The organism is Marinobacter shengliensis (assembly GCF_030297115.1).
Lineage (GTDB): Bacteria > Pseudomonadota > Gammaproteobacteria > Pseudomonadales > Oleiphilaceae > Marinobacter > Marinobacter shengliensis.
In genome coordinates, this window is the sequence record NZ_AP028062.1 from 556920 (window position 1) to 578347 (window position 21428).

Consider the following 21428-nt stretch of genomic DNA (forward strand, 5'->3'; position numbering starts at 1 on the left):
GCTGTTAAAGAGGTTAGCGCCCATTGCAGCCTGATGTTCAGCTATTCTTCAATCGTTCACTCAAGCCAACCGGCTCTAACGGCTTTCCCCAGCCATTTCCATGCACCAACTCTTCCAATGGCAAGCGTTCACGCCAGCCTTTCGCTTGCAGCTCTGGCTGATCCAGAAACTCGCTGACATAGCCCAAGCACAGATACGCCAAGGGGTAGACTTGCTCGGGCAACTGCAGAATATCCGACAACCGATCCTGATCGATAATACTAACCCAGCCCACACCAATACCTTCCGCTCGCGCCGCCAGCCACAAATTCTGTACCGCCAAGCAAGTGCTGAACAGATCCATTTCAACAATCGAGTTACGGCCCAGTACGTGAGTACCACCCCGGCTGCGATCGCAGGTAATACATAAATTCATCGGGCTTTCGGTAATGCCCTGCAATTTCAGGCTGCGGTAGGTTTGCTGGCGTTCACCAGTATAGTTTTCTGCAGCTTTGGCATTTTCTTCGTTAAAGCTCGCCAGCACCTGCTGACGCACCTCAAGGCTATCAATCAGAACAAAGTCCCACGGCTGCATAAAGCCCACCGATGGCGCATGGTGGGCAGCTTTCAGCAAACGAGCCAACACTGGCTGGGGAATGGGGGAGTTTTCGGTTTCAGTACAAAGGTCAAAATTCCATGGCCGGAAAAAATGTCCTAGAAACCGTGGACACACCATGGACACAATTTGGACACAGACAAATAAAAAGGGCTTACGTTTTCACGTAAGCCCTTGAAAAATATGGCGCGCCCGAGAGGATTCGAACCTCTGACCTCTGCCTCCGGAGGGCAGCGCTCTATCCAGCTGAGCTACGGGCGCATTCGAAACTGCGGATTGCTCGTCAATTTCGAGTGCGCAATCTTACGTGCGCCGGGGGCGTCTGTCCAGCCCCTTGCGGCAACTCTGTTTTCACACCTTCGGCAGTTTCTGTTCCGGTGTGATGCTGACCAGATCAGTGTCATTGCTGAAGGTGACTTCGCCGTCCTGCATCGACACCTGTAGCGTCATTGAGCGCTCCACCAGGCGAGCCAGTGCGGCGGTGCTTTCGGCGGGAAGGTCGACGATGGTCAGGTTGCCAAATCTTTCCAGCTTGTTATGGTGTTTCTCCCACCACACCGGCACCGCGCGGCCACCGTAGGTATACAGAATGACCTGCTGCGACCGGTTGCAGGCTTTGCGAACCCGGTCTTCGTCTGGCAGGCCCAGCTCTACCCAGAGTTCGATGTCATCGGTCAGGGATTTCTGCCACAGCTCCGGTTCGTCATCGGTGCTCAGGCCTTTGGTAAACTCCAGCGTATCTGTGGCGTTCAGGGCAAAGGCCAGCAGCCGGATCATCATTCGCTCGTCGGTCTCTGACGGGTGGCGGGCGATGGTCAGGTGGTGGTCGGCGTAGTAATGCCGGTCCATATCCGCGATATGGAGTGTGGCTTTGAATATAGTGGCTTTCAGTGCCATTGAGCGTCCTGTGTTTTGGGTGGCAGGGCAATAGTGTAGAGCAATTTTGACTTGGCAGGGCATAGCGGCATGGTGGTGTTGCGGGGTTTTCTGGTTCTGGTGGTGTTTTTTCTGCTGGGTGAAGCGGTGCGGGTACTGGTGGGGCTGCCCATCAGCGGCGGGGTTCTGGGTATGGTGATGGCAACCTTTACCCTGATGCTTCGCGGGCGGGTAACCGACGAGCTGGCGGCAGCCAGCCAGGGGCTGATATCGGTTCTGGTGTTACTGATCACGCCCGGTGTTGTTGGTGTGTTCTTTATAGCGGATCAGTTTGCCGGGCACTGGACAGCCGTGGTGGTGGCGTTGGTTTTAGGCACCTTGCTGAGTGTGTTCACCACGTTGCTGTTGATGAAGAAACTGACGACAGAGCAAACCCGAGGTGATCAACATGACTGATCAACCGGGCGGATTCAACGCGTTGCTGGCGGCCTGGACGGCTGGCCCCATGTTGTCCATTGGTCTGACCCTGGGCGCCTTTATCGTGGCCCAGTGGCTGTTCGCCAGGCTACGGCGCCCATTGTGGTTGCCGCCGGTAATGATTGCGGCGCTGCTGCTGGCGACGGTAGTGGCCGCCAGTGGCCTGGGCTTTGAACGTTACGAGGCGGGTGCGCGCTGGCTAACGGTGCTGCTGGGGCCGGCAACGGTTGCGCTTGGTATTCCCCTGTATCAGCAGATGCATCACATCCGGGCGCTGTGGCGGCCGATTATCGTGACGCTGCCCCTGGCCGCAAGCCTGGCGGCGATCTATGCCCTGGCCATTGCCTGGTTGATGGGGGCGGCGCCGATGGTGTTGGCATCACTGGCGCCTAAATCCGTTACGGCACCCATTGCGATGGGCATCACTGAGGAGTTGGGCGGGTCGGTGTCGCTCACACTGGGCGGGCTGCTGATCACCGGTGTACTGGCCTCGCTGTTCGTGGACTGGTGCGCCCGCTGGCTCAGGATTACCGACGACCGAATCATCGGTTTTGCCCTTGGCCTCAATGGTCACGCCATTGGCACGGCCCGTGCGTTTGAGATCAGTCATACTGCCGGCGCCTTTGCTTCTCTGGGGATGGGGCTGACGGGGGTATTCACGGCGTTGTTCCTGCCGCTGGCCTTCTGGATGATCTGATACATTTATTAGCAAAAAGTTAAGTACAAATGGTTGCAATTCTCGTTTGTAATGACAATAATTATCACTAACTTTTATGGCGTTAGTGAGAGACAGCTATGTACGTCTGCCTTTGCCACGGGGTAACTGATCGAGAAATCCGGGAAGCCGCTGAAGAAGGGGTATCCTCTATGCGCCAACTTGGCAAACAGCTGGGTGTGGGTACCCAGTGTGGCCGTTGCGCCTGTACGGCCCGGGAAATACTCCGTGAGAGCCGGTCGCCGGATTACCTCTCGCTGGCGAATATGCTTGCCCAACCGGCCTGACTATTTCGTTATTCCCCCGTATTTTCAATTGCGATCTTTTTACAGTCGCGGTTTTTTATCGGCACTTAACGGTCTATCCTTGTGTGTTATGGCATTCAACACACAAGGAATCCGGTTATGAAAGGCGATAAGAAAGTCATCCAATACCTCAACAAGGCTCTTGCCAACGAGCTGACTGCCATCAACCAGTATTTCCTGCACTCCAGAATGTACAAGGACTGGGGCATCACGAAGCTGGCTGAAAAGGAATACGAAGAGTCCATCGACGAGATGAAGCACGCCGACGAGCTGATCGAGCGTATTCTCTTTCTTGAGGGGCTGCCTAACCTGCAGGACCTGAACAAGCTGCTGATCGGTGAGAACGTGGAAGAAATGCTCCAGTGCGATCTGAAACTGGAGTTGGCCGGCCATGCAGACTACGTCGAAGCCGTTGCCTACTGTGATCAGGTCAAGGATTACACCTCCCGGGAAATCTTCCGCCGTATTCTGGAGAGCGAAGAAGAGCACATCGACTGGCTGGAAACCCAGCTGGAAATGATTTCCCAGATGGGCATCCAGAATTATATTCAGCTGCAGTCCGGTGCATCTGAGTAACATCTGACCGGCACTCGCCATGACGGGCGTGTGCCGGGTTTCATTTGCCCGGTTTTTTCGGTCTGGGTCCCCGAAATCGCCTGATAACGGTTAGAATGTTCCGGTTGACGTTCTGAATCATCCGGATCCTGCCGGATACCACTGACCGGGAGACTGCAATGGACCTGTCCTGTTTCAAGGCCTACGACCTTCGTGGCCGAGTACCTGATCAACTCAACCCCACCCTGGCAGAGAAAATCGGCCGCGCCTATGTGGAGATCACAGGCGCAAAGAAAGTGATCGTCGGCTACGACATCCGCCTGTCCAGCCCCGAAATCACAGAGGCTCTCAGCTCCGGCCTGATGGCCGCCGGCGCGGATGTATATGACATTGGCCTTTGTGGCACCGAGCAGGTGTATTTTGCTACCAGCCACTATGGCATGGACGGCGGCATCATGGTGACTGCCAGCCATAACCCGAAAGACCACAACGGCATGAAAATGGTTGGCCCCGAATCACGGCCGATCAGCTCCGACAACGGCCTGAACGACATTCGGGACCGGGTTCTGGAACCTTTCACGAACGCACCGGAGCAGGGCCGCTACGAAACACTGGAAGTAATGAGTGCCTATGTAGACCACCTGCTGGGTTACATCGACGCCGCCAGCCTCAAGCCCATGACCATCGTCTGCAACGCGGGTAACGGTGGTGCAGGGCTGGTGATTGACGAACTGGAACAGCACCTGCCATTCGAGTTCGTGAAAGTGCACCACCAGCCGGATGGCCACTTCCCCAACGGCGTACCCAACCCGATCCTGCCGGAGAACCGCACCGCCACCGCAGATGCCGTGATCGAACACGGTGCAGCCATGGGCATCGCCTGGGACGGCGACTACGACCGCTGCTTCTTCTTCGACGAAAACGGCCGGTTCATTGAAGGCTACTATGTAGTGGGCTTGCTGGCCGACCAGTTCCTGCGCAAGACCGGCGGTGGCAAAGTTATCCACGACCCCCGCCTCACCTGGAACACCCTGGACCTGGTCAAAGCCGCCGGCGGCGAAGCCATCGAAAGCAAAACCGGCCACGCCTTCATCAAGCAGAGAATGCGCGACGAAGACGCCGTCTACGGCGGCGAAATGAGCGCCCACCACTACTTCCGTGACTTCGCCTACTGCGACAGCGGCATGATCCCCTGGCTACTGATCGCCGAACGCCTGTGCCAGTCCGGCCAGACCCTGTCGTCTTTGATCGACGCCAGAATCGAAGCCTACCCGGCCAGCGGCGAAATCAACCGCACCATCAGCGATCCCCCCAAGGTCATCGCCGCCATCGAAGGCAAATACTCCGTGGGAGCCAAGAGCGTCAGCTTCGTAGATGGCCTGAGCGTCGAATTCGACAACTGGCGCTTCAACCTCCGGATGTCCAACACCGAACCGGTGGTTCGCCTGAACGTGGAATCCAGGGCAGACAAAGCGTTGATGGAGGCGAAAACGGAAGAGTTACTGCAGGAAATGGACAGACTGAACAAGAATTAAGACTGTGAGTTGAAACCACGGATGGGCTTCGGGACCGGGGTAAGGGGGAGGGCTTCCAAAACTATCAGGAAAGCCACGGTTTCCGTTTTGGAAGCCCTCCCCCTTACCCCGGTCTTGAACTATATTTACTACAGCCAGTTATTCAGCATAATACCCACCCCAAAGCGCTCAATACGCTCATTATAATCAATCAAACTCTCCCCATACCCGTTGTAGTACTGGAAAAAGCCCTTCAACGTATCCCCCATCGGGAAACTGTAGCCAAACTCCACCGACGTCCGATTGGTAGACCGCATATTGTTCAAAAGCTTCAGCGAGAACGTACGGTCCTCCGTCAGCTTGTAAACCGCATGGTAACTGCCATGCCCCAGATACTTCTCGATATCCGAATTATCGTCATCACTGCTGCTCTCCGGCAGCCGGTACCACGGGTGCACCATAAACAGCCAGCGATCGTAGCTGTATGCCGCCGTACCCGTGATCCGGTTCCAGCTTCGGGAGCGGGGCTCCGATTGGCCATTGGACTGATGATTGAAACCAAGGGAAACCGCGCTTAGCGTGCCCGGGCCGATATCCCAATTGAGGCGGTGACGGAAAAAAATCTCCGGCTCGTAATTGGTCTCCCGGAACGGAGCCGAATCATTGGTGTTGTATACCTGCCAGTAGGATTGCTGGGTATAACCGAACCAGAACGTTGTGCGATCGTCGAAAATGCCCGTCAGCAGTGGAACCTTGAAACTGATCTGATATTTCGCTTCTTCCTGCTCCAGACCATAGTCGTACCCGCCTGTGCCCAGTCGCGGGCTGACAGGCCTCGGATTGGGGTCGTCTACGTAAGTAATCGGCAGGATATAATTTGGCCGATGCGTTACGAAACTACCGGTAAAGGAAAAAATGGCTTGCTCGGCGGTCAGGTAATTATCCACCAGTGCCGCCATTACGCCGGCATCCGGATCGTCGCCAAGGGCATCACCGACCATCTCCTCACGGCTGGCATCGTCAGCAACCATGGCATCGGCTTTCTGCTCGGCCTGTTCCACTTCCTCCTGCTCCGCCGACGTCCGGGCTGTTTCCGGATCGTTCTGGGCGTCGTAGCAGGCTAGCCGTTGGATGCCGTCACGGATCAAAGCGCAGTTGACCGATGCGCCCTCTTTCCCGGGTGTTTCCTGGGCCGAGATCGAAGCGCTGGAAGCCAGCAGCATTACGGTCAGCGCAGCGACTGACAATCCATGTCCATATCTTTTCATCAGAGCCCCTCAGTTGGTGGCGGTCAGGCTGAGCCAGGTATTGGCAATGCTGTATACCCAGATCCCCAGCAGGCTCAGGGCCAGCAGGAGGAAAATCAGTTTATGCCGGGAGTTGCGATCATCACTGGCAGACGCCACCCAGCGCAGATACATCAGACCGATGAAGCTCAGGAAAACGCCCAGGCTGGCCACCGCCGGAACAAGAAGCCAGGCAGCGCTCACCGGCGTCTCAGCAGTGGACTGGTTGCCAAACCAGGCCATCGAAACCAACAGAATCGCCAGGCTCGAGAACTCGACGATCAGCAGCGGCTTGCGCAGGCGGTGGGGGGTGTTGTCAGACATGTGACTCCCTGTTCTGGCCGGAATAATGTTAAACCACACGGTCAACAGGTATGGTAACCGGAATTGGCTTCAGTTCCGTTATAACCTACGAAACTGTCACTAAAATGGTTGAAATCAAATTCTGTTTCTGGCCTTTGGTTTTTTTGCGGGGGCTCAATCGCTATAATGCTGCCACCGAAAGATTATAACGCTCAAATGCGAGGTGCATTGTGAAGATGAAGAGAGTCCTGGCTGTTGTTGTTCTGGGTTTTGGCCTGGCCGCTGGTGCTGCACTGGCAAGTGTTGAAGATGAGATCCGTAACCGCATCAAACCAGTGGGCGAAGTGTGCCTGCAGGGTGAGGAGTGTGGTGAAGCAGCAGCTGCTCCGGCCGCCGCCAGCTCTGGCCCTCGCTCCGGTAGCGAAGTTTACGATGCAGCCTGTATGGCTTGCCACACCACCGGTGCCGCCGGTGCTCCGGTTATCGGCAACGCCGACCAGTGGGCGCCTCGCATTGACAAGGGCATGGACACCCTGATTGATCATGCCATTAACGGCTTCAACGCCATGCCGGCCAAAGGCGGCTGTGCCAGCTGCTCCGATGAGGAAATCGTTGCTGCTATTGAGCACATCATTGATGAGAGCCAGTAATTCGGCTTGAGAATGTTTGGATGAATAAAACAGCCCCTCATAAAGGGGCTGTTTTATTTTGTGCGGATCAGTGGTGGTCATCCTTGGGTAGTGGGTTTCTGGTTAGGCGCCCACTGATCTCAGACTGAGCGCCCGAATCTGTAATAACGGGAATTCGCCAGAGTCCCTCCCCGTTTTCAACACCCAGGCGAGGATCCAGCCAGCCAAAGCTTGGCGTCGCAGACACCTTTACCCAGGAACTGTCCTTGTTGTGGCTGTTGACCATACCCGGTCTTGCCTCGCTCAGGCCGGGCCAGTCTGTGCTCGAACGGTTTGCCATCACGCCTTCCGGGCTGAACCTCAGCAGCCCCTCGCCTTCCGTATCCTCCACGGTAAGAACATTGTTCCCACGGTAAGACACCAGAATGCCCGGTTGTGGCGCATCCAGGATAACCGCAGACAGCCCGGGGATCGCTGCAGACTGGCTGATGCTCGCCTGCAGGATGTGCTCGGGCGCGTTGTCTACCTCAACGGCTCCGTGCGCCAGCAAGGTTGAGGGTAAAGCTGTGCCTAGCAGTGCAAACACAGCGGCCTCAGCCAATGTCCGCGCCTTTTTCGTCATCTGCATGATCGCCTCCTTAGCCGGATGCACCAGGCAACAGCTCAAGCATGTCCTGGCCCAGCTGCGCCATGGTGGCATCGCCCTGGCACTGGAGCGCTTCGTTTACCACCGCAATCGGTGCAGAAACCGAGGGTACCCGCCCCTCCGGCGTGGATTTGCTGACGAACAACATATACTGCCCGGCGGGCACAACGCTCTGTTTTCCGGGCATTTCCAGTTGCAGGTTGCGGCCGTTGCGAGCCTTGACCGGCAGCTCAATCGCCCGCTGATCGCCATCAATCAGGTGAGTCATCACCGTTCTTCGGATCAGCAGCACCTTGTCGATGTCCAGGGCCTGGTCCACCTGAATGGTAAAGCTATCGCCAACACTGAGCTGCTCCGGTGCAGACAGTATGGTGGGCCGATCATTACGCATGGCGTAGGGCGGTGTGTAGATCTCGAAGCTTGGGTCCCGGCCATCGTTCGGGGCCAGTCCGAAGTCTTCCAGGCTGATGTGAGACAAATACGCTGTGTTGATCGGAGCGTGCCCGCCAATCATGACCCGGCCATCGGCCATCAACACGGCGGTGTTGTGATAGGTTCTTGGGCGATGGCCGCTGGCCATTTCGGTCCAGGTTTCGGTGTCCGGATCAAATCGCTCCGCGGTCATGATGGCGCCTTCAAGTCCCGGCAAGACGACGCCGTCTCGGGTGCCACCACTGAATACCATCACGCTGCCGTCAGGCATAACCACATTGGTGCCATACCAGCGCGGCTGGTTCAGGGCGCCGGTCAGCCGTGATTCATAGCCAATCTGGTCGCCGTTGGTTTCAATCCGGTCAATCCGGCTCTGATCGGTCGGCAGGTAGCCGCCAGGGCTGGTCAGCAGTGCATAGCTGGGCACGCCACCGGCTGTGAGCAGTTCAACGTCGTTGTACTCGCCATTTTCGTCCGGCTTTAACGGCAGCATGGTCGAGGAGGTGGAGCCCCGCATACCACCGCCGATGGCTTTGATCAGCGTGTCAGTTGTCAGGAGCGAATCGTCCGGGCTGGTCAGCAGATCCGTGACGGAGCTGATCAGTCCATCCGTGCTGGATAACAGGCCTTCGGTAAACAACCGGAGCTGCTCTTCGGTCAGGTTGGTCAGATTGAGCGTGCTGGCAAGTTGTCCCAACCCGACTTCGTCCAGCCGCAACGGCAGGCCGGCATAGCCAATGTCGTTCCAGCGCTGGCTGGCAGGGTCAAAGGTGGCGACGATGTTCCAGAGTGCCTGGTCATAACCCTGGCCAAACGGATTGAAGGCTTGGCCGCCGGCATTGTAGAGCACGTGGCCGTTGGGCAGCAGGTGCAAGCGGGGGTACAAAGGCAGAGAACGATCAGCGGTGCTGGGATTCTGGCTCCATACGCCGGTGCAGGGGTTGAAGGTTTCCGTTTGCACCACGTTGCGGCCGGAGTTGATGGGCTCCTCGGGATAAACCGGCTTCAGCAGTTTGGTGACGCCGCTGGCAACAAAGATTTTGCTGTCTGGCAGCGTGACCATGGAGGGATACCAGCGGCCGAAGTTCATGTCTCCCGTTTGTCGCCAGGTATTGGTGGTCGGATCAAAGATCCGGGAATTCTTGATGCCTTCCAGCTCAGCTACCCCCAGGGGTAAGCCATCAATGCCCGGCTCGGAATAATAGTCGGTGCCGCCTACGGCCATGACACTGCCATCCGCGAGCCCGATCACGTCAGAGCAGAACAGGGCGCCATCGTTCCGGTTGGTGTTGTCGGCGGTGTCCAGCAAACCGTCCAGTGGCGTTCCGCCAAGCAACGTCTCACTGTCGTTGCCATCCGGGTTGGCACCACCGCGTAGCGGAGAGGGTTTCAGCCAGTCGGGGCGATCGTCGTTACCCAGTGACAGCACCCGTGTCTGGTCGTTTACCGATACCTCGCCGAATTCTGCAACAATGGACAACTCAACGTTTTCGGTTCCCTCCAGCGCATTCAGGTAAAGAAGGCGGTCGTCGGGAAGCAGCGCCATGGTGCCGGCGGCCGGCTTACATTCCTGCAGACCGTCTTCGGTGGTGATGCACTTTTCGTCGGTTTCGACCACTTCCCCATCCACCACGATGGTGGGTTCTGCGAACGGTGCGCTGAACACACCGATAGGTGAGTAATTCTCCGGGATGGCGGGCAGCGGCCTGGGCGACGGTTGGGCCGCGTCTGCGACTGCTGGCGCCTCGGTGCTTGGGTTGGCGGTATCACCCGATTCAGCACCGTCACCGCCGCAGGCTGAAAGATAGGCGGCGCCCAACAAAATGGGGATACCCCTGTATAACCCGATTTTTGTTCGATTCATCGTATGCTCCCTTGTCTTGTATTTGTATGGTATGCAGTGGTCTATGCGACCACGTATCTATTTCATACGAAGGGGAGCGGGAAAAGTTTCAAAAAATGTCATATTGTCCGGCAATATGACGAGGTGGCGGTTGGCTGGCTCTCTGAGCGTGGCGTTTTCTATATTCTGGTTGCCGTTTTTGTCCTAGCCCCCGACACCTTCCCAGTGTCCTGATATGTTGGGGCTTTTCGATTTCGATGCAAAATATGCATAGGTATATCGTATTATTTCAATTTACTTTGGTATTGGTAATGGCGGACAAATAGGGGGTAGACCGCGCCAATTGAGCCAGATTTGTTACCGGGATAGTAATCAAGTCTGCTGAAGATAAAAGGTGACATCTACCGAGGAGACCTTACGAAAACAAAAAAGTGGAGCGTGATTATGCATCCCCCCCTTAAAGGCTTGTTCATTTTAGCGACTGCTGGTCTGTCGAGTCTGGCACTGGCTGCACCCAACGGTGATTTTTCAGACGTAACCCCCTTCCCGGAAGATACCAATTTTGAGGTGGTCGACATTGGTGGCGATGTTGGCCTTGGTTTTCTCCCGTCCTGGACCTTCCTGCGGGATCTCACGATCGCTACCCGAGATCCATCCGCGACCGTGTCGGTAGAGGGGTCTGTCATCACCGACTCACCAGCACCGGTATCGGGCACGGGCGTGTTCTCCTTTGAGCAAATAACCAATGATTTCGATGCCAACAGACTCGAGCAGTGTGTCGCCATTGATGAGAACCTTGACATCAAATTCAGCTACTGGGTGCTCTCCAATCGCAGTGCGGTCAACAACAGTCTCCGGGTTCAGCTGAACACCAACTTTTACAGTGATCTGGAAACCTGCAACAGGGACATACAAGCCAACAGCACCGACAACCGGTTAACGGACGGTGAGTTTGATGTAAACCGCAGATTTCACCTTGGTGACGGTGGTGTTGAGCAAAATCAATGGGCGTTCGTGGAGGAGGCGAATCGCGAGACAACCGGCCCGATGGTTCACCCCGCCGACCAGATTTCGGAAGGAGCAAAGGCGGTTCGCTTGTCCATTCGCCCCTTTAGCCTTAATGCCGCCAGTGATCCCGAGGAAGTGCGAATCTGGCTGGACGATATTCGGGTAGAGCAGAATGGCGAAAATGTGCTGATTAATAACGACTTCAGCCATCCGGCCCTTAAGGATGGAGACTTTGTGACAGCCGATGCCAGTGGCTGGCAGTTGGCATTGTCACCCCGTAACAGCATCACTCCGCTGGCTTCGGCGGGTCCCCTTCCTTTTGCGCTGAGTGGTGATAATGGCCTCTACTTCAAGCGTCTCACCGGCGAATACGAGGATGCCAGACTGGTTCAGTGCATAAGCCGGGATGATATCCCGTCCGGTGTTCTCCAGCCGTCGGTCAATGTCTCAAGCGATGAACCTGCTGTTGGGTTGATGGCCGCCTTACGTGCCGAGTTCTTCACGGACGATGCCTGTGTCAATGGGGACACCCTGGATGACCTCGAAGGGGAGCTGGAGATCACGGCGGATCCCCGGCAGTGGCTATTCATCAGGACCACGGACGATATCGATGCGGATAGCATTGCTGGCAGCGGTTCCATGCGTCTTACCCTCAGCGTCCGCGATCAGTCCGGCGGCAGTGGCGCTCCGGATAACGGTTTGGTCCGTACCGTGTTCGTGGATGACGTACAGTTATCGGCCTTGACGCTTGCCAGACCTACCTTCAGCCCGGATGGCGGTCAGAGTTTCCTGGACAGGCTGGTCGTCACCGTGAACGGCCGCCCGGGGACCACGCTGTATATCACCACAGACGGTTCTGATCCGGATACCAGCAGCCTGGCGTTGCAGCCTGGGGAGACCATCGAGTTAATCGAGACAACAGAGCTCCGGGCGTTGGCGTCAGATGGGCAAGCGGTGTCAGAGATACAGTCCGCAGTCTATACCCGTCTTAATCGCTCAGAGCTTGGCAGTCAAAGCAGCGGTAGTTCATTCGGTTGCAGTCTGGGTGGCGGCCAGGACCCTGTGCTGCCCATGCTGGTATTGATGGCTTTGATCGGTTTGGCGAGGGGTGCGCGGCGGACTAACGCCTGACGATCAGTCCGGCCGTCATCTTTGCTCCCTGTCGTCGGCAGGGAGCTTTTTTTATGTGTCCGGCAGGGGAATACGCTGATCTTTTCAACCCGGGCAGTGACGGTGTGGCATGATGCGATTGAATGAACGCAAGGCAGGAACTTCATGCAACGTAGCGGAGAAGGCCGTCAAACCAGCGTGGCGTGGTCCAGTATCGACATACTAAGGGATTGGCAGTTTCAGGCAGCCATGAGTGTTGCAATCCCCATCGGCTTTCTGTGGGTATGGTGGATAGAGCCAACGGCAGGGGTTTTCGACGCCGGTGTCCTACCACTGGTCGTATTCGTGGTTGTTTTTCCGTTCCTGGAGGAATTCGTCTTTCGGGGGATGATGCAGCGCGGGCTGCTCAAAACGTCGATAGGACGGCGGTGCTACGGGCCCATGACCCTGGCCAATCTTGTGACCTCGTCACTGTTCGCCATCGCACACTTGCCGCGAGGTGGGCTGCTCCTCGCGGCAGGTGTGATTGTTCCCAGTATTTGTTTCGGATACTTTTTTGAACGTCACCAGCGGCTGGTGTCGCCCATCATGATGCATATGGCCTTCAACCTGATTGTCGCAATGTCGGCCATTGCGATCGAGCCCGGCTGATCAGCCCAGCAGGAAGCTGGATACCGCAGAATTGAACTGTTTTGCGTCTTCGAGGTAAGGCGCGTGGCCCAGGCCCCTGAGCTCCAAATGGTGTACGTCAGGAATATGGTCCAACAGCGGTTGGGCTTTTGTCAGTGGTGCGACGGAATCCCGGTCGCAGGTAATCACCTGTGTCGGGGCCTGAATTCGCGCGAGCTCCGGTATCAGGTTGGCGGTTTGAATGGCCAGGGCAGCATTTGCCACACCCTCCTGCCTTGATTCCGCTGCAATGTCAGCGACGCGCTGGAAAATCGTATCATCGGTACCCTCGGGCAGCATCCCGGTGGCCCGCCGCTTGCCATATTCTGCCTTCGGCAATTCCGCCAGTTCCCGCAACCGTCTTTGATATCGCTCGTTGGCTCCGTCGGTAAGGCCGTGGCCGGGATGGGTGCACGAGAGTATCAGGCGGTTCACCAGATCCGGCCTCAGAATGGCTATTTTCATGGCGACCAGCCCGCCCATGGAGTGGCCGACGACATTGACCGGTCCCTGATGACAATGCGACAAAAACTCGATGGCAACTCGCGCCAACGCCGTGACCGAACTACCGGCCACATCGGATTCACCGTAGCCGGGAGCGTCCCAGGCCCACATTTCCATGAATGGGGCCAGCGCTGACAGCTGGTCGACCCAGCTAGAGCCGTTGCCATTGAGGCCGTGAAGAAAGAGCACCGGTGTTCCGCTGCCGCTGTGCAGATAGCTGAGTCGACCATGCGCGAGGCGGACAATCGACCGGGGGATTGGCTGTTTCATGAAGTTTGACTCGCTCATGGTTGATTGGTCCAGAGATCAAGACGCCTTTCCCTAGAAGGGTGACGCTTCACCGTCGTCCGAACCTTTTAGTAACTCGTTGGTTTTTCCCGGCTTGCCGGACCGGCGATAGGGCTCGTTCACTTCCATGTCGTTGGTGAACAGGGGCTGTTCGGTTTTCCCCTCCAGCAGGTACTCGGCACCCGCCTTCGACATTCGCCGGCCACTGTGGCCAATGCCATAGACCGTCTGCAGTTCCCAGTTGTAAGGGGTGTTCAGCTTTTCTGCCTGGGCCTTGTTTGCCTGAAAGAAGTTCCTCCCTTTTGCCACGCGGTGCTCGCCCTGCGCCTTGGCGATGTCGAGCTGACTCAGCAGGCGATGGGAGGTGTCGTTGTCTTCCGTGCCCAGCATGATGACCAGGTGATGTTGATAGGCGGCTTTCAGGTCTTCCGGTTGTACACCGGTGTTCTTGAGTCCGTAACGCAGGGGTAGGGTCCAGTCCGGAAAGGTGTAGGTGCCTGCGTTGGCGGCGATGGCTGTGCCAATGCGCGCTTGCGGATACAACATGACCATGCGGGAGACAAACTGGGCACCGCTGCCGTGGCCCCAGATGTCGTAGGTGTCAGCGTTCAGATCAAATCGCTCTTTGAGTTGGTCAAACGCTCGCTCGAGGGCGGCAAACGAGGTTTCTTCCACGGGTACCCGCTGGCCTTTGGTTGCGTCTGTGGAGCTGGAATCCGGGGTGACCCAGTTGCCGGCCTGGTAGCCCCATCCGGTGGGGAAGTCCTTCCGGGAAATTTCCGGGGAAACGATCAGAGCGCCGTATTTCCTGGCGTAGCTGCCCCAGTAATCCCGGTATTGGTCGGCATCGCGGCGGCCGCCGTGCATGACCATGACAACCGGTGTGTCAGGGGTGATCTGATCGGGGGCAGAGTACCAGAGCCGCATGTTAACGGGCTTTGCTTCGGTGCCGGCCGGTACGACCAAAGACCCGTAACGTTCAAACGTTGGGAGCTTGAAAAGGTTGGATTCGTCGTCCTCACTGAGTGCCGCATTACCCGGTTGCACCGAGGCACAGCCGGAGAGGGCGGATAACAGCCCTGCAAGCAGAATGGCGATGAGTTTCATGGCGCTAGCCCTCTGTGTTTTTGTTTGGGTCAGGATTTGAGCTGGCTGCCGGCGGTTTTCGCCTTCCAGCACTGAACCAGCGTGTTGTCGATGATTTCGGGGCCAGGCGCCTGTTCACGGCATTGCTGATTGGCGATCGGGCAACGTGGGTGAAACGGGCATCCACTGGGCCGGTTCATCGGGTTCGGGAAATCACCGGACAAGCCGGGATCGGGTATGGATTCGCCGGGCGAAATACTCAGTGCCGAGTTCATCAGCGCGTGGGTGTAGGGGTGTTTCGGTGCGGACATCACCTGGTCCCGGTTACCGCATTCCACAATTTCGCCCAGGTACATCACGGCCACCCTGTCGGCCATGTGCTGCACCACGGACAGATCGTGGGTCACAAACAGGTAGGTCAGGTCCAGCTCGTCCCGCAGGTCCAGCAGCAGGTTCAGAATCTGGGCCTGCACCGATACGTCCAGTGCCGAGGTGGGTTCGTCGCAGATGATCACTTCCGGGTTCAAGACCAGCGCCCGGGCGATGGCGGCACGCTGGCGCTGCCCTCCGGAGAGCTGATCGGGGTAGCTGTTGAATACCCGCAAGGGCAGCCCGACCAGTTCCATCATCCGCCTGGCTTTTTCTTGCTGTTCCTGGCGGGTACCCAGCTTATGAACGGCCAGCGGTTTGGTGATGATCTCACCAATGGTTTTGCGGGGATTCAAAGAGGAATAGGGGTCCTGGAAGATTGGCTGAATCATCCGTGCCCGTTCCATGGGCGGCAATTGACCGATGTGCCGCCCGTTCAGAGTGACCGAGCCGGTATCAGGCTGCTGAAGCCCCATGATGGAGCGTGTCAGGGTGGTCTTGCCGCAGCCGGATTCCCCCACCAGGGCCAGTACCTCCCCCTTATTCAGGGTCAGGCTGACATTATCGAGTGCCTGTAAGGGGCGCCGCTTGCCAAACAGCCCTCGCCGGACGGAAAAGCGGATGCTGACATTCTCAACGGTCAGAACCGGTTGGCCGCTGAAGGGCCTTGCATGCACTCCGGCCAGGTCTGGTGCCCCGGCTTTTTCAACGGCGTTTTCATCCGGTTCATGGCACACGAAATACCGCCCGGGATGGAGCTCCTTGGTTGGCGGTGTATCGGTTTTGCAAACATCCGCGGCACGGGGGCAACGGGAGGCAAAGGCGCAGCCGGAGATCCGACCGGTCATTGACGGCACGATGCCGGGAATGGCGCCGAGGCGTTTCCGGGCGGCGCCCTGGTAACCCGGGATACATTCCAACAGTCCCTGAGTGTATGGGTGCCTCGGGTTTTTCAGCACATCAGCGGTTTTGCCTGACTCCACAATGTCACCGGCGTACATCACCGCAATCTGATCGGCCGCCCGGGAGACCACGCCCAGGTCGTGGGTGATCAGAATCATCGACATACCGAATTCTTTCTGTAGATCCTGCAGCAGATGCAGAATCTGGGCCTGAATGGTAACGTCCAGCGCCGTGGTGGGTTCGTCGGCGATCAACAGTTCCGGCTCGTTCATCAGGGCCATGGCGATCATCACCCGCTGGCGTTGTCCGCCGGAAAGCTCGTGGGGGTATTGCTTCAGCCGGCTGGCCGGATCGGGCAGCCCCACCTTTTCCAGCAGGTAGATAGCGCGCTTTTGGGCGTCGGCGTCGGACACCTTGCGGTGCAGCGTCATGGTTTCCCGCAGCTGGCGGCCGATGGAGTAGACCGGGTTGAGGCTGGTCATCGGCTCCTGGAAAATCATGCCAATTCTCTGCCCGCGAATCTTGCTGGCCAGTTCCTGTTCGGTGGCGTGGGTCAGGTCGCTGCCGTCAAAATTGATGCAGGCCGCCGAGCGCTTTGCCGCTGGCGGCAGCAGGTTCATCAGCGCCAGGGCGGTCATGGATTTGCCGGAACCGGATTCGCCCACGATACCCAGAGTCTCGCCCCTGTTCAGTTCAAGACTGATGTTGCGGACCGCCCTCAGGGTGCTGGAGTCGGTGGGAATTTCGACCGCCAGGTTCTGGATGTCCAGTATGGATGCTCTGCTCATATCAGTACCCATATCAGTTTCTCCGGTTGGTCACGGTCACGTCGCGAACCCCATCACCCAGCAGGTTGATGGCAATCACGAGAACGAACAGGGCGATGCCCGGCAAAACCACCAGCCAGGGCTGGAAGAACATGGCCTGTTTGCCTTCAGCAATCATCAGCCCCCAGGACGGAATGGGCGACGGAATACCCAGGCCAAGGAACGACAGGGTGGCTTCGTTGAGGATGGCCACCGCCACTTCCAGGGTGAAAATCACCATAATCTGGTTCGCCAGATTCGGCAGCACTTCTTTCACAGCGATCTGGAATTTGCTGCAACCCATGGCATGGGCGGCGGCAACAAAGTCCATTTCCCGCAGGCGCAGAGTGGCGGAGCGGGTGACCACCAGATAGAACACCCAGTGGGTGGCGCCGATCACGAAGATCACCACGGTGACGGACTGGCCGATCACAAACACCAGGGCCATGATCAGCAGCAGGCTGGGAACGGCGAGCTGGCAGGTCACCAGGAAATTGACCGCTTGATCCAGCCAGCCGCCGTAGTAGCCGGCAATCAGGCCGAGCGTGACGCCGATGATCATGCCGACTGTAGCGGCACCGATACCGATGGTCATGGAGATTCTCGCGCCGTAGATCAGTCGGCTCAGGTAATCCCGACCCAGATGGTCGGTGCCAAGCAGGTATTGCCATTGACCGCCTTCCCCCCAGACCGGTGGCAACATGCGCATTGGCAGGTTCTGCATGTAAGGGTCGTGAGGTGCCAGCCAGGGCGCGAACAGTGCAAAGATCGCCATCACCAGCAGAATGCCCAGGCCGATCTTCAGCCCGTAATGGCTGCGCGCCCGTTTCAGGGCGGCCATGGTTGGGCTCAAGCCGAGGCTGTTGTCTTCCTGAACGGCGGTGGTTGGTGTAAGGCCGGATTCATTGATTGCTTGATTGGTCGTCATCATTCACCCCATCCGGATCCGCGGGTCAAGCCAGGCGTTGATAAGGTCAGCCGCCAGCGTGAGCAATACAAAGGTCAAAACAAAAATCAGGATCAGTGACTGAACGGTCGGGATATCGGAATTGAAAATGGACTCAACGGCTAGCCGGCCAAGGCCATTCATGCTGAATACCGATTCGGTGACCACCGACCCTCCCAGTTTGTTGCCGAGCTGCACGGCCAGCACACTGACAATGGGCAACAGAGCGTTGCGCATGGCCTGCTGGACAATCAGCCGGTAGCCGGTGAAGCCCTTGGCCCGGGCCGTGCGAATATAGTCGGAAGACAGCACGTCGAGCAGACCGGTGCGAGTCAGGCGCATGACCGCTGGCACAGAGCTGGCGCCCAGAACCAGCGAGGGCAGCACAAAGTGGCGCCAGGTAGCGTCACCCGATACCGGGAAAATCGGGAAGGTTACCGCCAACAGGATGATCAGCATCAGCCCCAGCCAGAAGTTCGGGATGGCCTGGGCTGAAACGGCTGTTGACAGGGCAAAGCGGTCCACCCAACTGTTGGGTTTCAGGGCGGCGCTGATGCCCAGCGGCAGGGCGATCAGCACGGTGACGCACAGCGACGCCAGTGCCAGGGTGATGGTGACCGGGGCATGGTCCACAATCAGCTGTACCACCGGCTGCTTCCAGAAATAACTCTCGCCAAAATCGCCGGTCAGGGTACTTCCCAGCCAATCGAAATACTGCACGGCGGCCGGGCGATCAAAGCCGTACTGTTTACGGATCTCGTCGACCATTTCCTGTGGGGCATCCTCACCGGCAATGGTCTGTGCCGGGTCTGTTGCGTAATGGAAAAGGGCGAACGTACCGAAGGAAACGGTAAGGGCCACCAGTATGGCCATCAGACCGCGGCGAAGTATGAAAGTAAGCATTACTGTTCGCTCCAACTGGCTTGCCAGAATCGGGGGACGCCATCGTTAGGCACCGGAAACTCCAGCCCGGGAGCCAGCAGATAGTTCTGGCTGTAGGAGAACATGGGCACCCAGTAGGCCTGTTCAGCGATACGGTTCAGAGCGTTGCGATACAGGCGTTTACGTTCATCCGGATTAATGGTCTGTTCGGCGGCCAGTAACGTCTCGGCCAGCTCTTCATCCTTGGTGAAGTTACGGGCGGTATTGCTGGCAAAGTGGACGCCGGCAGACGCCGATGCGTCAGCGGTACCACCGCTGCCGTAAGAGGCAAAGAAGGTTTCCATGTTTCTATCGTTGCGGACCTTGGAAAACACGTTCAGCTTTACAAAGCGCAGGTCCACGTCCAGCCCTATGGCTCTGAGGTTGCTGACCACCGCTTCGGCAATGATCTTTTCCCGGTAGGCCCAGAGGTTGAAGGAGAAACCGTCCGGGTAGCCCGCCTCTGCGAGCAAAGCTTTGGCCTTCTGCGGGTCGTACGGATATCGGGGGCCGTCACTGTCGCAGCCAAACTGGCGGGGGTGGCAGGCGAAATGAACCACTTCGGCGCTGCCGCGAACCAGGTAGCGGGTTATCTCTTCGCGATTGATGGCGTGGTTAATGGCCTGGCGCACTTTGACATTGGTGAACGGGCTGTCCGGGTTGGAGTAACCAGCCGCATCCAGCGTGATGTAGCCAATCCGGATATCGTTGCCTTCTTTTCTGCGCACGCCCGGCAGGTGGCTGATGTTGTCCGCCACATCCGGTGGAACGTCCATCATCAGGTCGATGCCACCGCTGAGCAGTTCCGCCTGCTGCGTGCCTTGGTCGGGAATAACCCGGAACACAATGGTGTCGATGGCGGGATTGGCTTTCGGGCTGGCCTGGTAATAGTTGTCAAACCGCTCTAACACGATCTCTCGCCCGGCCCGGAACTCTTTGAGCTTATAAGGGCCGATGCCGTTCAGGGGGATATCCTCGGCGGCGTTCTCCCGCCCCCGGGTACCGTCGTACGTGCCGGCTTTGCGAATCGGAATACTGATGGCCATGTCCCGCAGGGCCATGGGGTAGGGAAGGTGCAGGTTGAAACGAACTGTGTCAGTGTCGGTTTTCTCAACACTTTCAAGCCAGGACCGAATCACCGGGCCCCGGCTGGTCTCGGAAGCTTCGTCCAGCACCCACTCGAATGTATAGACCACATCGTCTGCCGTCAGCGGACTGCCGTCGTGAAACCTCACGTCATTCCGGACCTTAATGTCCAGCTGGGTATCGTTGATCCACTGGTAGGATTCGGCCGCCAGAGGCTCGAATTCGAGTGTGTCCGGATTAACGTAGAACAGACCATCATCCGTCAGGCGCGAGAGAATCAGTCCTTCGCGCTGGATGGAATAAAGCCGGTCGACGGTGGTCAGTGGCGTTGAAAAGGCAACGACCAGGCTATTGTCTTTCGGGCTTGCGTACGCACACAGGCTCAGAGAGCTGATGACGACGCCTAGCAAATGGATGCCTGATTGCACCAGGGTCCGGATTCTCATCTTTTCTCCTGATTATAGTTATTGGAGAGTCTGATCGCCTTGTCCCGACTGTCAGCGTGGATACACGATCAGCAATTGAGGCCAGTTTAGGCAGGGGGTATGGATTTTAAAATTGAATATAAAGCATATTTCTATGCGTTTAATGCATGCTTAAATTGCATTCGTCCTATCGCCCGTCATCGTTGCATGTTCCCCCAGGGATGAGACGACCTGATCCTGAAGGCATCGAACCAGGCTGGTAATGGCTGGTGTTTCCTCGAAACCTGGTGGAAACAGAAGAACAAACTGAAGCCTGTAGTGAGGGGCAAGCGGGCGGAGGCTGAAGCGGTTCTGGTCCATTGCCATTGCAGCCAACCGATCAATGATGGTGACCCCCAGCCCCTCCACGACCATCTGGCAGGCCATAACACTGGACGTTGTCTCAATCTTGCAGCTCAGCTCAATGCCGGCTGAGTTAAAAATCTCCTCCATCTGAAAGCGCGGGCGCAGGCCGGGGGCCAGGGCGATGATGTCATGCTCGGCCAACTGCGCGGGTGTTACCGAATCCAGCTGTTCCAGCGGGTGCCCCCTCGGCACCATGACCATGGCGTCGGTATCGAAGAACGGCTGCTGAATGACCGAAGGATGGTTGCAGGGCCGGGTCAGCGCGACCGCAATGTCGTAGTGGCGTCCTGCCACCCATTGTTCGATATCCCGGTGGCCCCGGACATCCACGCTGAAGCGCTGTTCCGGATGCTCGGCAACAAAACGTGCCAGAGCAGGCGATACCAGGCTATTGGCCAGACGGGCGAGAGCAACAATACGCAGTGTGCGTGTGCCACCCTCTTTTATTTCCCGAACGATTCGCGGCAGGTCGTCCAGATTGGCCAGTATTTTTTCGGTCTCGCGGTAGAATTCCTTGCCTTCCGGGGTCAGAGTCAGGCGTCGTTTCTCGCGTTTGAACAGTTTCAGCTTTAATTCGTCTTCGAGCGTGGAGATCAAGCGGCTGGTGGCCGGCTGGCTGAGGTTCATGACCGACGCGGCGGCAACCAGCGAACCGTGGATAACCACAGCGCGAAAGCACTTCAATTTCTTGATGTTCATAATAAATCCAAATTTAGATGCATATAA

The 21428-nt window shown here is 57.4% G+C and carries 21 protein-coding genes and 1 tRNA gene; 8 read left to right on the forward strand and 14 right to left on the reverse strand.

Annotated features, from left to right (window positions below; all coding sequences use genetic code 11):
* Nucleotides 1-37: 37 nt before the first annotated feature.
* The 3 genes from bluB to QUE75_RS02540 form a co-directional block, all read right to left on the reverse strand.
* Nucleotides 38-715 (reverse strand): 5,6-dimethylbenzimidazole synthase, encoded by a 678-nt coding sequence (gene bluB, locus QUE75_RS02530; protein ID WP_286255574.1) that lies wholly within the window; start codon nucleotides 713-715, stop codon nucleotides 38-40.
* Between the two features lie 64 nt (nucleotides 716-779).
* A tRNA-Arg gene (locus QUE75_RS02535) sits at nucleotides 780-856 on the reverse strand.
* 90 nt (nucleotides 857-946) lie between these two features.
* Nucleotides 947-1492 carry a YaeQ family protein gene (locus tag QUE75_RS02540; protein ID WP_286253414.1) on the reverse strand — a complete coding sequence of 182 codons (546 nt, stop codon included), beginning with the start codon at nucleotides 1490-1492 and terminating at the stop codon, nucleotides 947-949.
* 69 nt (nucleotides 1493-1561) lie between these two features.
* On the opposite strand from QUE75_RS02540, the gene QUE75_RS02545 reads away from it, so the two are divergent.
* The 5 genes from QUE75_RS02545 to QUE75_RS02565 all read left to right on the forward strand — a co-directional run bounded on the left by QUE75_RS02545 (nucleotide 1562) and on the right by QUE75_RS02565 (nucleotide 5058).
* Nucleotides 1562-1927, forward strand: a complete 366-nt coding sequence (locus QUE75_RS02545; protein WP_138437003.1) for a CidA/LrgA family protein — start codon at nucleotides 1562-1564, stop codon at nucleotides 1925-1927.
* Nucleotides 1920-2645, forward strand: a complete 726-nt coding sequence (locus QUE75_RS02550) for an LrgB family protein (RefSeq protein ID WP_138436851.1) — start codon at nucleotides 1920-1922, stop codon at nucleotides 2643-2645. Before QUE75_RS02545 ends, QUE75_RS02550 begins: the two co-directional genes overlap by 8 nt.
* Nucleotides 2646-2743: 98 nt before the next feature.
* The gene (locus tag QUE75_RS02555; RefSeq protein ID WP_058092588.1) at nucleotides 2744-2950 is read left to right on the forward strand and encodes a bacterioferritin-associated ferredoxin; all 207 of its coding nucleotides are present in this window, start codon (nucleotides 2744-2746) and stop codon (nucleotides 2948-2950) included.
* A gap of 117 nt (nucleotides 2951-3067) precedes the next feature.
* Nucleotides 3068-3544, forward strand: a complete 477-nt coding sequence (gene bfr / locus QUE75_RS02560) for a bacterioferritin (protein WP_058092587.1) — start codon at nucleotides 3068-3070, stop codon at nucleotides 3542-3544.
* Nucleotides 3545-3702: 158 nt separating this feature from the next.
* On the forward strand, nucleotides 3703-5058 hold the full coding sequence (locus QUE75_RS02565) for a phosphohexomutase domain-containing protein (RefSeq protein ID WP_286253415.1): 1356 nt from the start codon (nucleotides 3703-3705) through the stop codon (nucleotides 5056-5058).
* 128 nt (nucleotides 5059-5186) lie between these two features.
* On the opposite strand, the gene QUE75_RS02570 is transcribed toward QUE75_RS02565, so the two are convergent.
* Together QUE75_RS02570 and QUE75_RS02575 are read right to left on the reverse strand one after the other, a co-directional pair.
* A complete protein-coding gene (locus QUE75_RS02570; RefSeq protein WP_286253416.1) occupies nucleotides 5187-6305 on the reverse strand; it encodes a phospholipase A in 1119 nt (372 codons plus the stop codon).
* 9 nt (nucleotides 6306-6314) lie between these two features.
* Nucleotides 6315-6647 (reverse strand): hypothetical protein, encoded by a 333-nt coding sequence (locus QUE75_RS02575; RefSeq protein WP_286253417.1) that lies wholly within the window; start codon nucleotides 6645-6647, stop codon nucleotides 6315-6317.
* A 215-nt stretch (nucleotides 6648-6862) separates the two neighbouring features.
* Here QUE75_RS02575 and QUE75_RS02580 point away from each other — a divergent pair, with 215 nt between their 5' ends.
* On the forward strand, nucleotides 6863-7276 hold the full coding sequence (locus tag QUE75_RS02580) for a c-type cytochrome (protein ID WP_106694394.1): 414 nt from the start codon (nucleotides 6863-6865) through the stop codon (nucleotides 7274-7276).
* 67 nt (nucleotides 7277-7343) lie between these two features.
* Here QUE75_RS02580 and QUE75_RS02585 read toward each other — a convergent pair whose 3' ends face one another.
* Both QUE75_RS02585 and QUE75_RS02590 read right to left on the reverse strand, forming a co-directional pair.
* On the reverse strand, nucleotides 7344-7883 hold the full coding sequence (locus tag QUE75_RS02585; RefSeq protein WP_286253418.1) for a hypothetical protein: 540 nt from the start codon (nucleotides 7881-7883) through the stop codon (nucleotides 7344-7346).
* A gap of 10 nt (nucleotides 7884-7893) precedes the next feature.
* The gene (locus QUE75_RS02590; RefSeq protein WP_286253419.1) at nucleotides 7894-10197 is read right to left on the reverse strand and encodes a galactose oxidase-like domain-containing protein; all 2304 of its coding nucleotides are present in this window, start codon (nucleotides 10195-10197) and stop codon (nucleotides 7894-7896) included.
* Nucleotides 10198-10620: 423 nt separating this feature from the next.
* On the opposite strand from QUE75_RS02590, the gene QUE75_RS02595 reads away from it, so the two are divergent.
* The gene (locus tag QUE75_RS02595) at nucleotides 10621-12315 is read left to right on the forward strand and encodes a JDVT-CTERM domain-containing protein (protein ID WP_286253420.1); all 1695 of its coding nucleotides are present in this window, start codon (nucleotides 10621-10623) and stop codon (nucleotides 12313-12315) included.
* A 144-nt stretch (nucleotides 12316-12459) separates the two neighbouring features.
* Nucleotides 12460-12945 (forward strand): JDVT-CTERM system glutamic-type intramembrane protease MrtJ, encoded by a 486-nt coding sequence (gene mrtJ, locus QUE75_RS02600; protein WP_286253421.1) that lies wholly within the window; start codon nucleotides 12460-12462, stop codon nucleotides 12943-12945.
* Here the strand turns inward: mrtJ and QUE75_RS02605 are convergent, their stop codons facing one another.
* The 7 genes from QUE75_RS02605 to QUE75_RS02640 all read right to left on the reverse strand — a co-directional run bounded on the left by QUE75_RS02605 (nucleotide 12946) and on the right by QUE75_RS02640 (nucleotide 21401).
* Nucleotides 12946-13755 (reverse strand): alpha/beta fold hydrolase, encoded by an 810-nt coding sequence (locus QUE75_RS02605; RefSeq protein WP_286253422.1) that lies wholly within the window; start codon nucleotides 13753-13755, stop codon nucleotides 12946-12948. It lies immediately after the preceding gene.
* A gap of 33 nt (nucleotides 13756-13788) precedes the next feature.
* The gene (locus QUE75_RS02610; RefSeq protein ID WP_286253423.1) at nucleotides 13789-14862 is read right to left on the reverse strand and encodes a hypothetical protein; all 1074 of its coding nucleotides are present in this window, start codon (nucleotides 14860-14862) and stop codon (nucleotides 13789-13791) included.
* Between the two features lie 29 nt (nucleotides 14863-14891).
* On the reverse strand, nucleotides 14892-16901 hold the full coding sequence (locus tag QUE75_RS20580; RefSeq protein WP_396631683.1) for a dipeptide ABC transporter ATP-binding protein: 2010 nt from the start codon (nucleotides 16899-16901) through the stop codon (nucleotides 14892-14894).
* A gap of 13 nt (nucleotides 16902-16914) precedes the next feature.
* Nucleotides 16915-17850 (reverse strand): ABC transporter permease, encoded by a 936-nt coding sequence (locus QUE75_RS02625; protein ID WP_286253424.1) that lies wholly within the window; start codon nucleotides 17848-17850, stop codon nucleotides 16915-16917.
* Nucleotides 17851-18768 (reverse strand): ABC transporter permease, encoded by a 918-nt coding sequence (locus tag QUE75_RS02630; protein WP_286253425.1) that lies wholly within the window; start codon nucleotides 18766-18768, stop codon nucleotides 17851-17853.
* Complete coding sequence (locus tag QUE75_RS02635; protein ID WP_106694402.1) at nucleotides 18768-20318, reverse strand: ABC transporter substrate-binding protein; 1551 nt, start codon at nucleotides 20316-20318, stop codon at nucleotides 18768-18770. The genes QUE75_RS02630 and QUE75_RS02635 overlap by 1 nt, the downstream gene beginning before the upstream one ends.
* 150 nt (nucleotides 20319-20468) lie before the next feature.
* Nucleotides 20469-21401 carry a LysR family transcriptional regulator gene (locus tag QUE75_RS02640; protein ID WP_286253426.1) on the reverse strand — a complete coding sequence of 311 codons (933 nt, stop codon included), beginning with the start codon at nucleotides 21399-21401 and terminating at the stop codon, nucleotides 20469-20471.
* Nucleotides 21402-21428: the final 27 nt, after the last annotated feature.

What these genes read in the sequence shown, in the direction of transcription:
- bluB (WP_286255574.1), bottom strand. Translation starts at nt 715, where the DNA reads ATGGTGTGTCCACGGTTTCTAGGACATTTTTTCCGGCCATGGAATTTT.
- QUE75_RS02540 (WP_286253414.1), bottom strand. Translation starts at nt 1,492, where the DNA reads ATGGCACTGAAAGCCACTATATTCAAAGCCACACTCCATATCGCGGAT.
- QUE75_RS02545 (WP_138437003.1), top strand. Translation starts at nt 1,562, where the DNA reads ATGGTGGTGTTGCGGGGTTTTCTGGTTCTGGTGGTGTTTTTTCTGCTG.
- QUE75_RS02550 (WP_138436851.1), top strand. Translation starts at nt 1,920, where the DNA reads ATGACTGATCAACCGGGCGGATTCAACGCGTTGCTGGCGGCCTGGACG.
- QUE75_RS02555 (WP_058092588.1), top strand. Translation starts at nt 2,744, where the DNA reads ATGTACGTCTGCCTTTGCCACGGGGTAACTGATCGAGAAATCCGGGAA.
- bfr (WP_058092587.1), top strand. Translation starts at nt 3,068, where the DNA reads ATGAAAGGCGATAAGAAAGTCATCCAATACCTCAACAAGGCTCTTGCC.
- QUE75_RS02565 (WP_286253415.1), top strand. Translation starts at nt 3,703, where the DNA reads ATGGACCTGTCCTGTTTCAAGGCCTACGACCTTCGTGGCCGAGTACCT.
- QUE75_RS02570 (WP_286253416.1), bottom strand. Translation starts at nt 6,305, where the DNA reads ATGAAAAGATATGGACATGGATTGTCAGTCGCTGCGCTGACCGTAATG.
- QUE75_RS02575 (WP_286253417.1), bottom strand. Translation starts at nt 6,647, where the DNA reads ATGTCTGACAACACCCCCCACCGCCTGCGCAAGCCGCTGCTGATCGTC.
- QUE75_RS02580 (WP_106694394.1), top strand. Translation starts at nt 6,863, where the DNA reads ATGAAGAGAGTCCTGGCTGTTGTTGTTCTGGGTTTTGGCCTGGCCGCT.
- QUE75_RS02585 (WP_286253418.1), bottom strand. Translation starts at nt 7,883, where the DNA reads ATGCAGATGACGAAAAAGGCGCGGACATTGGCTGAGGCCGCTGTGTTT.
- QUE75_RS02590 (WP_286253419.1), bottom strand. Translation starts at nt 10,197, where the DNA reads ATGAATCGAACAAAAATCGGGTTATACAGGGGTATCCCCATTTTGTTG.
- QUE75_RS02595 (WP_286253420.1), top strand. Translation starts at nt 10,621, where the DNA reads ATGCATCCCCCCCTTAAAGGCTTGTTCATTTTAGCGACTGCTGGTCTG.
- mrtJ (WP_286253421.1), top strand. Translation starts at nt 12,460, where the DNA reads ATGCAACGTAGCGGAGAAGGCCGTCAAACCAGCGTGGCGTGGTCCAGT.
- QUE75_RS02605 (WP_286253422.1), bottom strand. Translation starts at nt 13,755, where the DNA reads ATGAGCGAGTCAAACTTCATGAAACAGCCAATCCCCCGGTCGATTGTC.
- QUE75_RS02610 (WP_286253423.1), bottom strand. Translation starts at nt 14,862, where the DNA reads ATGAAACTCATCGCCATTCTGCTTGCAGGGCTGTTATCCGCCCTCTCC.
- QUE75_RS20580 (WP_396631683.1), bottom strand. Translation starts at nt 16,901, where the DNA reads ATGAGCAGAGCATCCATACTGGACATCCAGAACCTGGCGGTCGAAATT.
- QUE75_RS02625 (WP_286253424.1), bottom strand. Translation starts at nt 17,850, where the DNA reads ATGATGACGACCAATCAAGCAATCAATGAATCCGGCCTTACACCAACC.
- QUE75_RS02630 (WP_286253425.1), bottom strand. Translation starts at nt 18,768, where the DNA reads ATGCTTACTTTCATACTTCGCCGCGGTCTGATGGCCATACTGGTGGCC.
- QUE75_RS02635 (WP_106694402.1), bottom strand. Translation starts at nt 20,318, where the DNA reads ATGAGAATCCGGACCCTGGTGCAATCAGGCATCCATTTGCTAGGCGTC.
- QUE75_RS02640 (WP_286253426.1), bottom strand. Translation starts at nt 21,401, where the DNA reads ATGAACATCAAGAAATTGAAGTGCTTTCGCGCTGTGGTTATCCACGGT.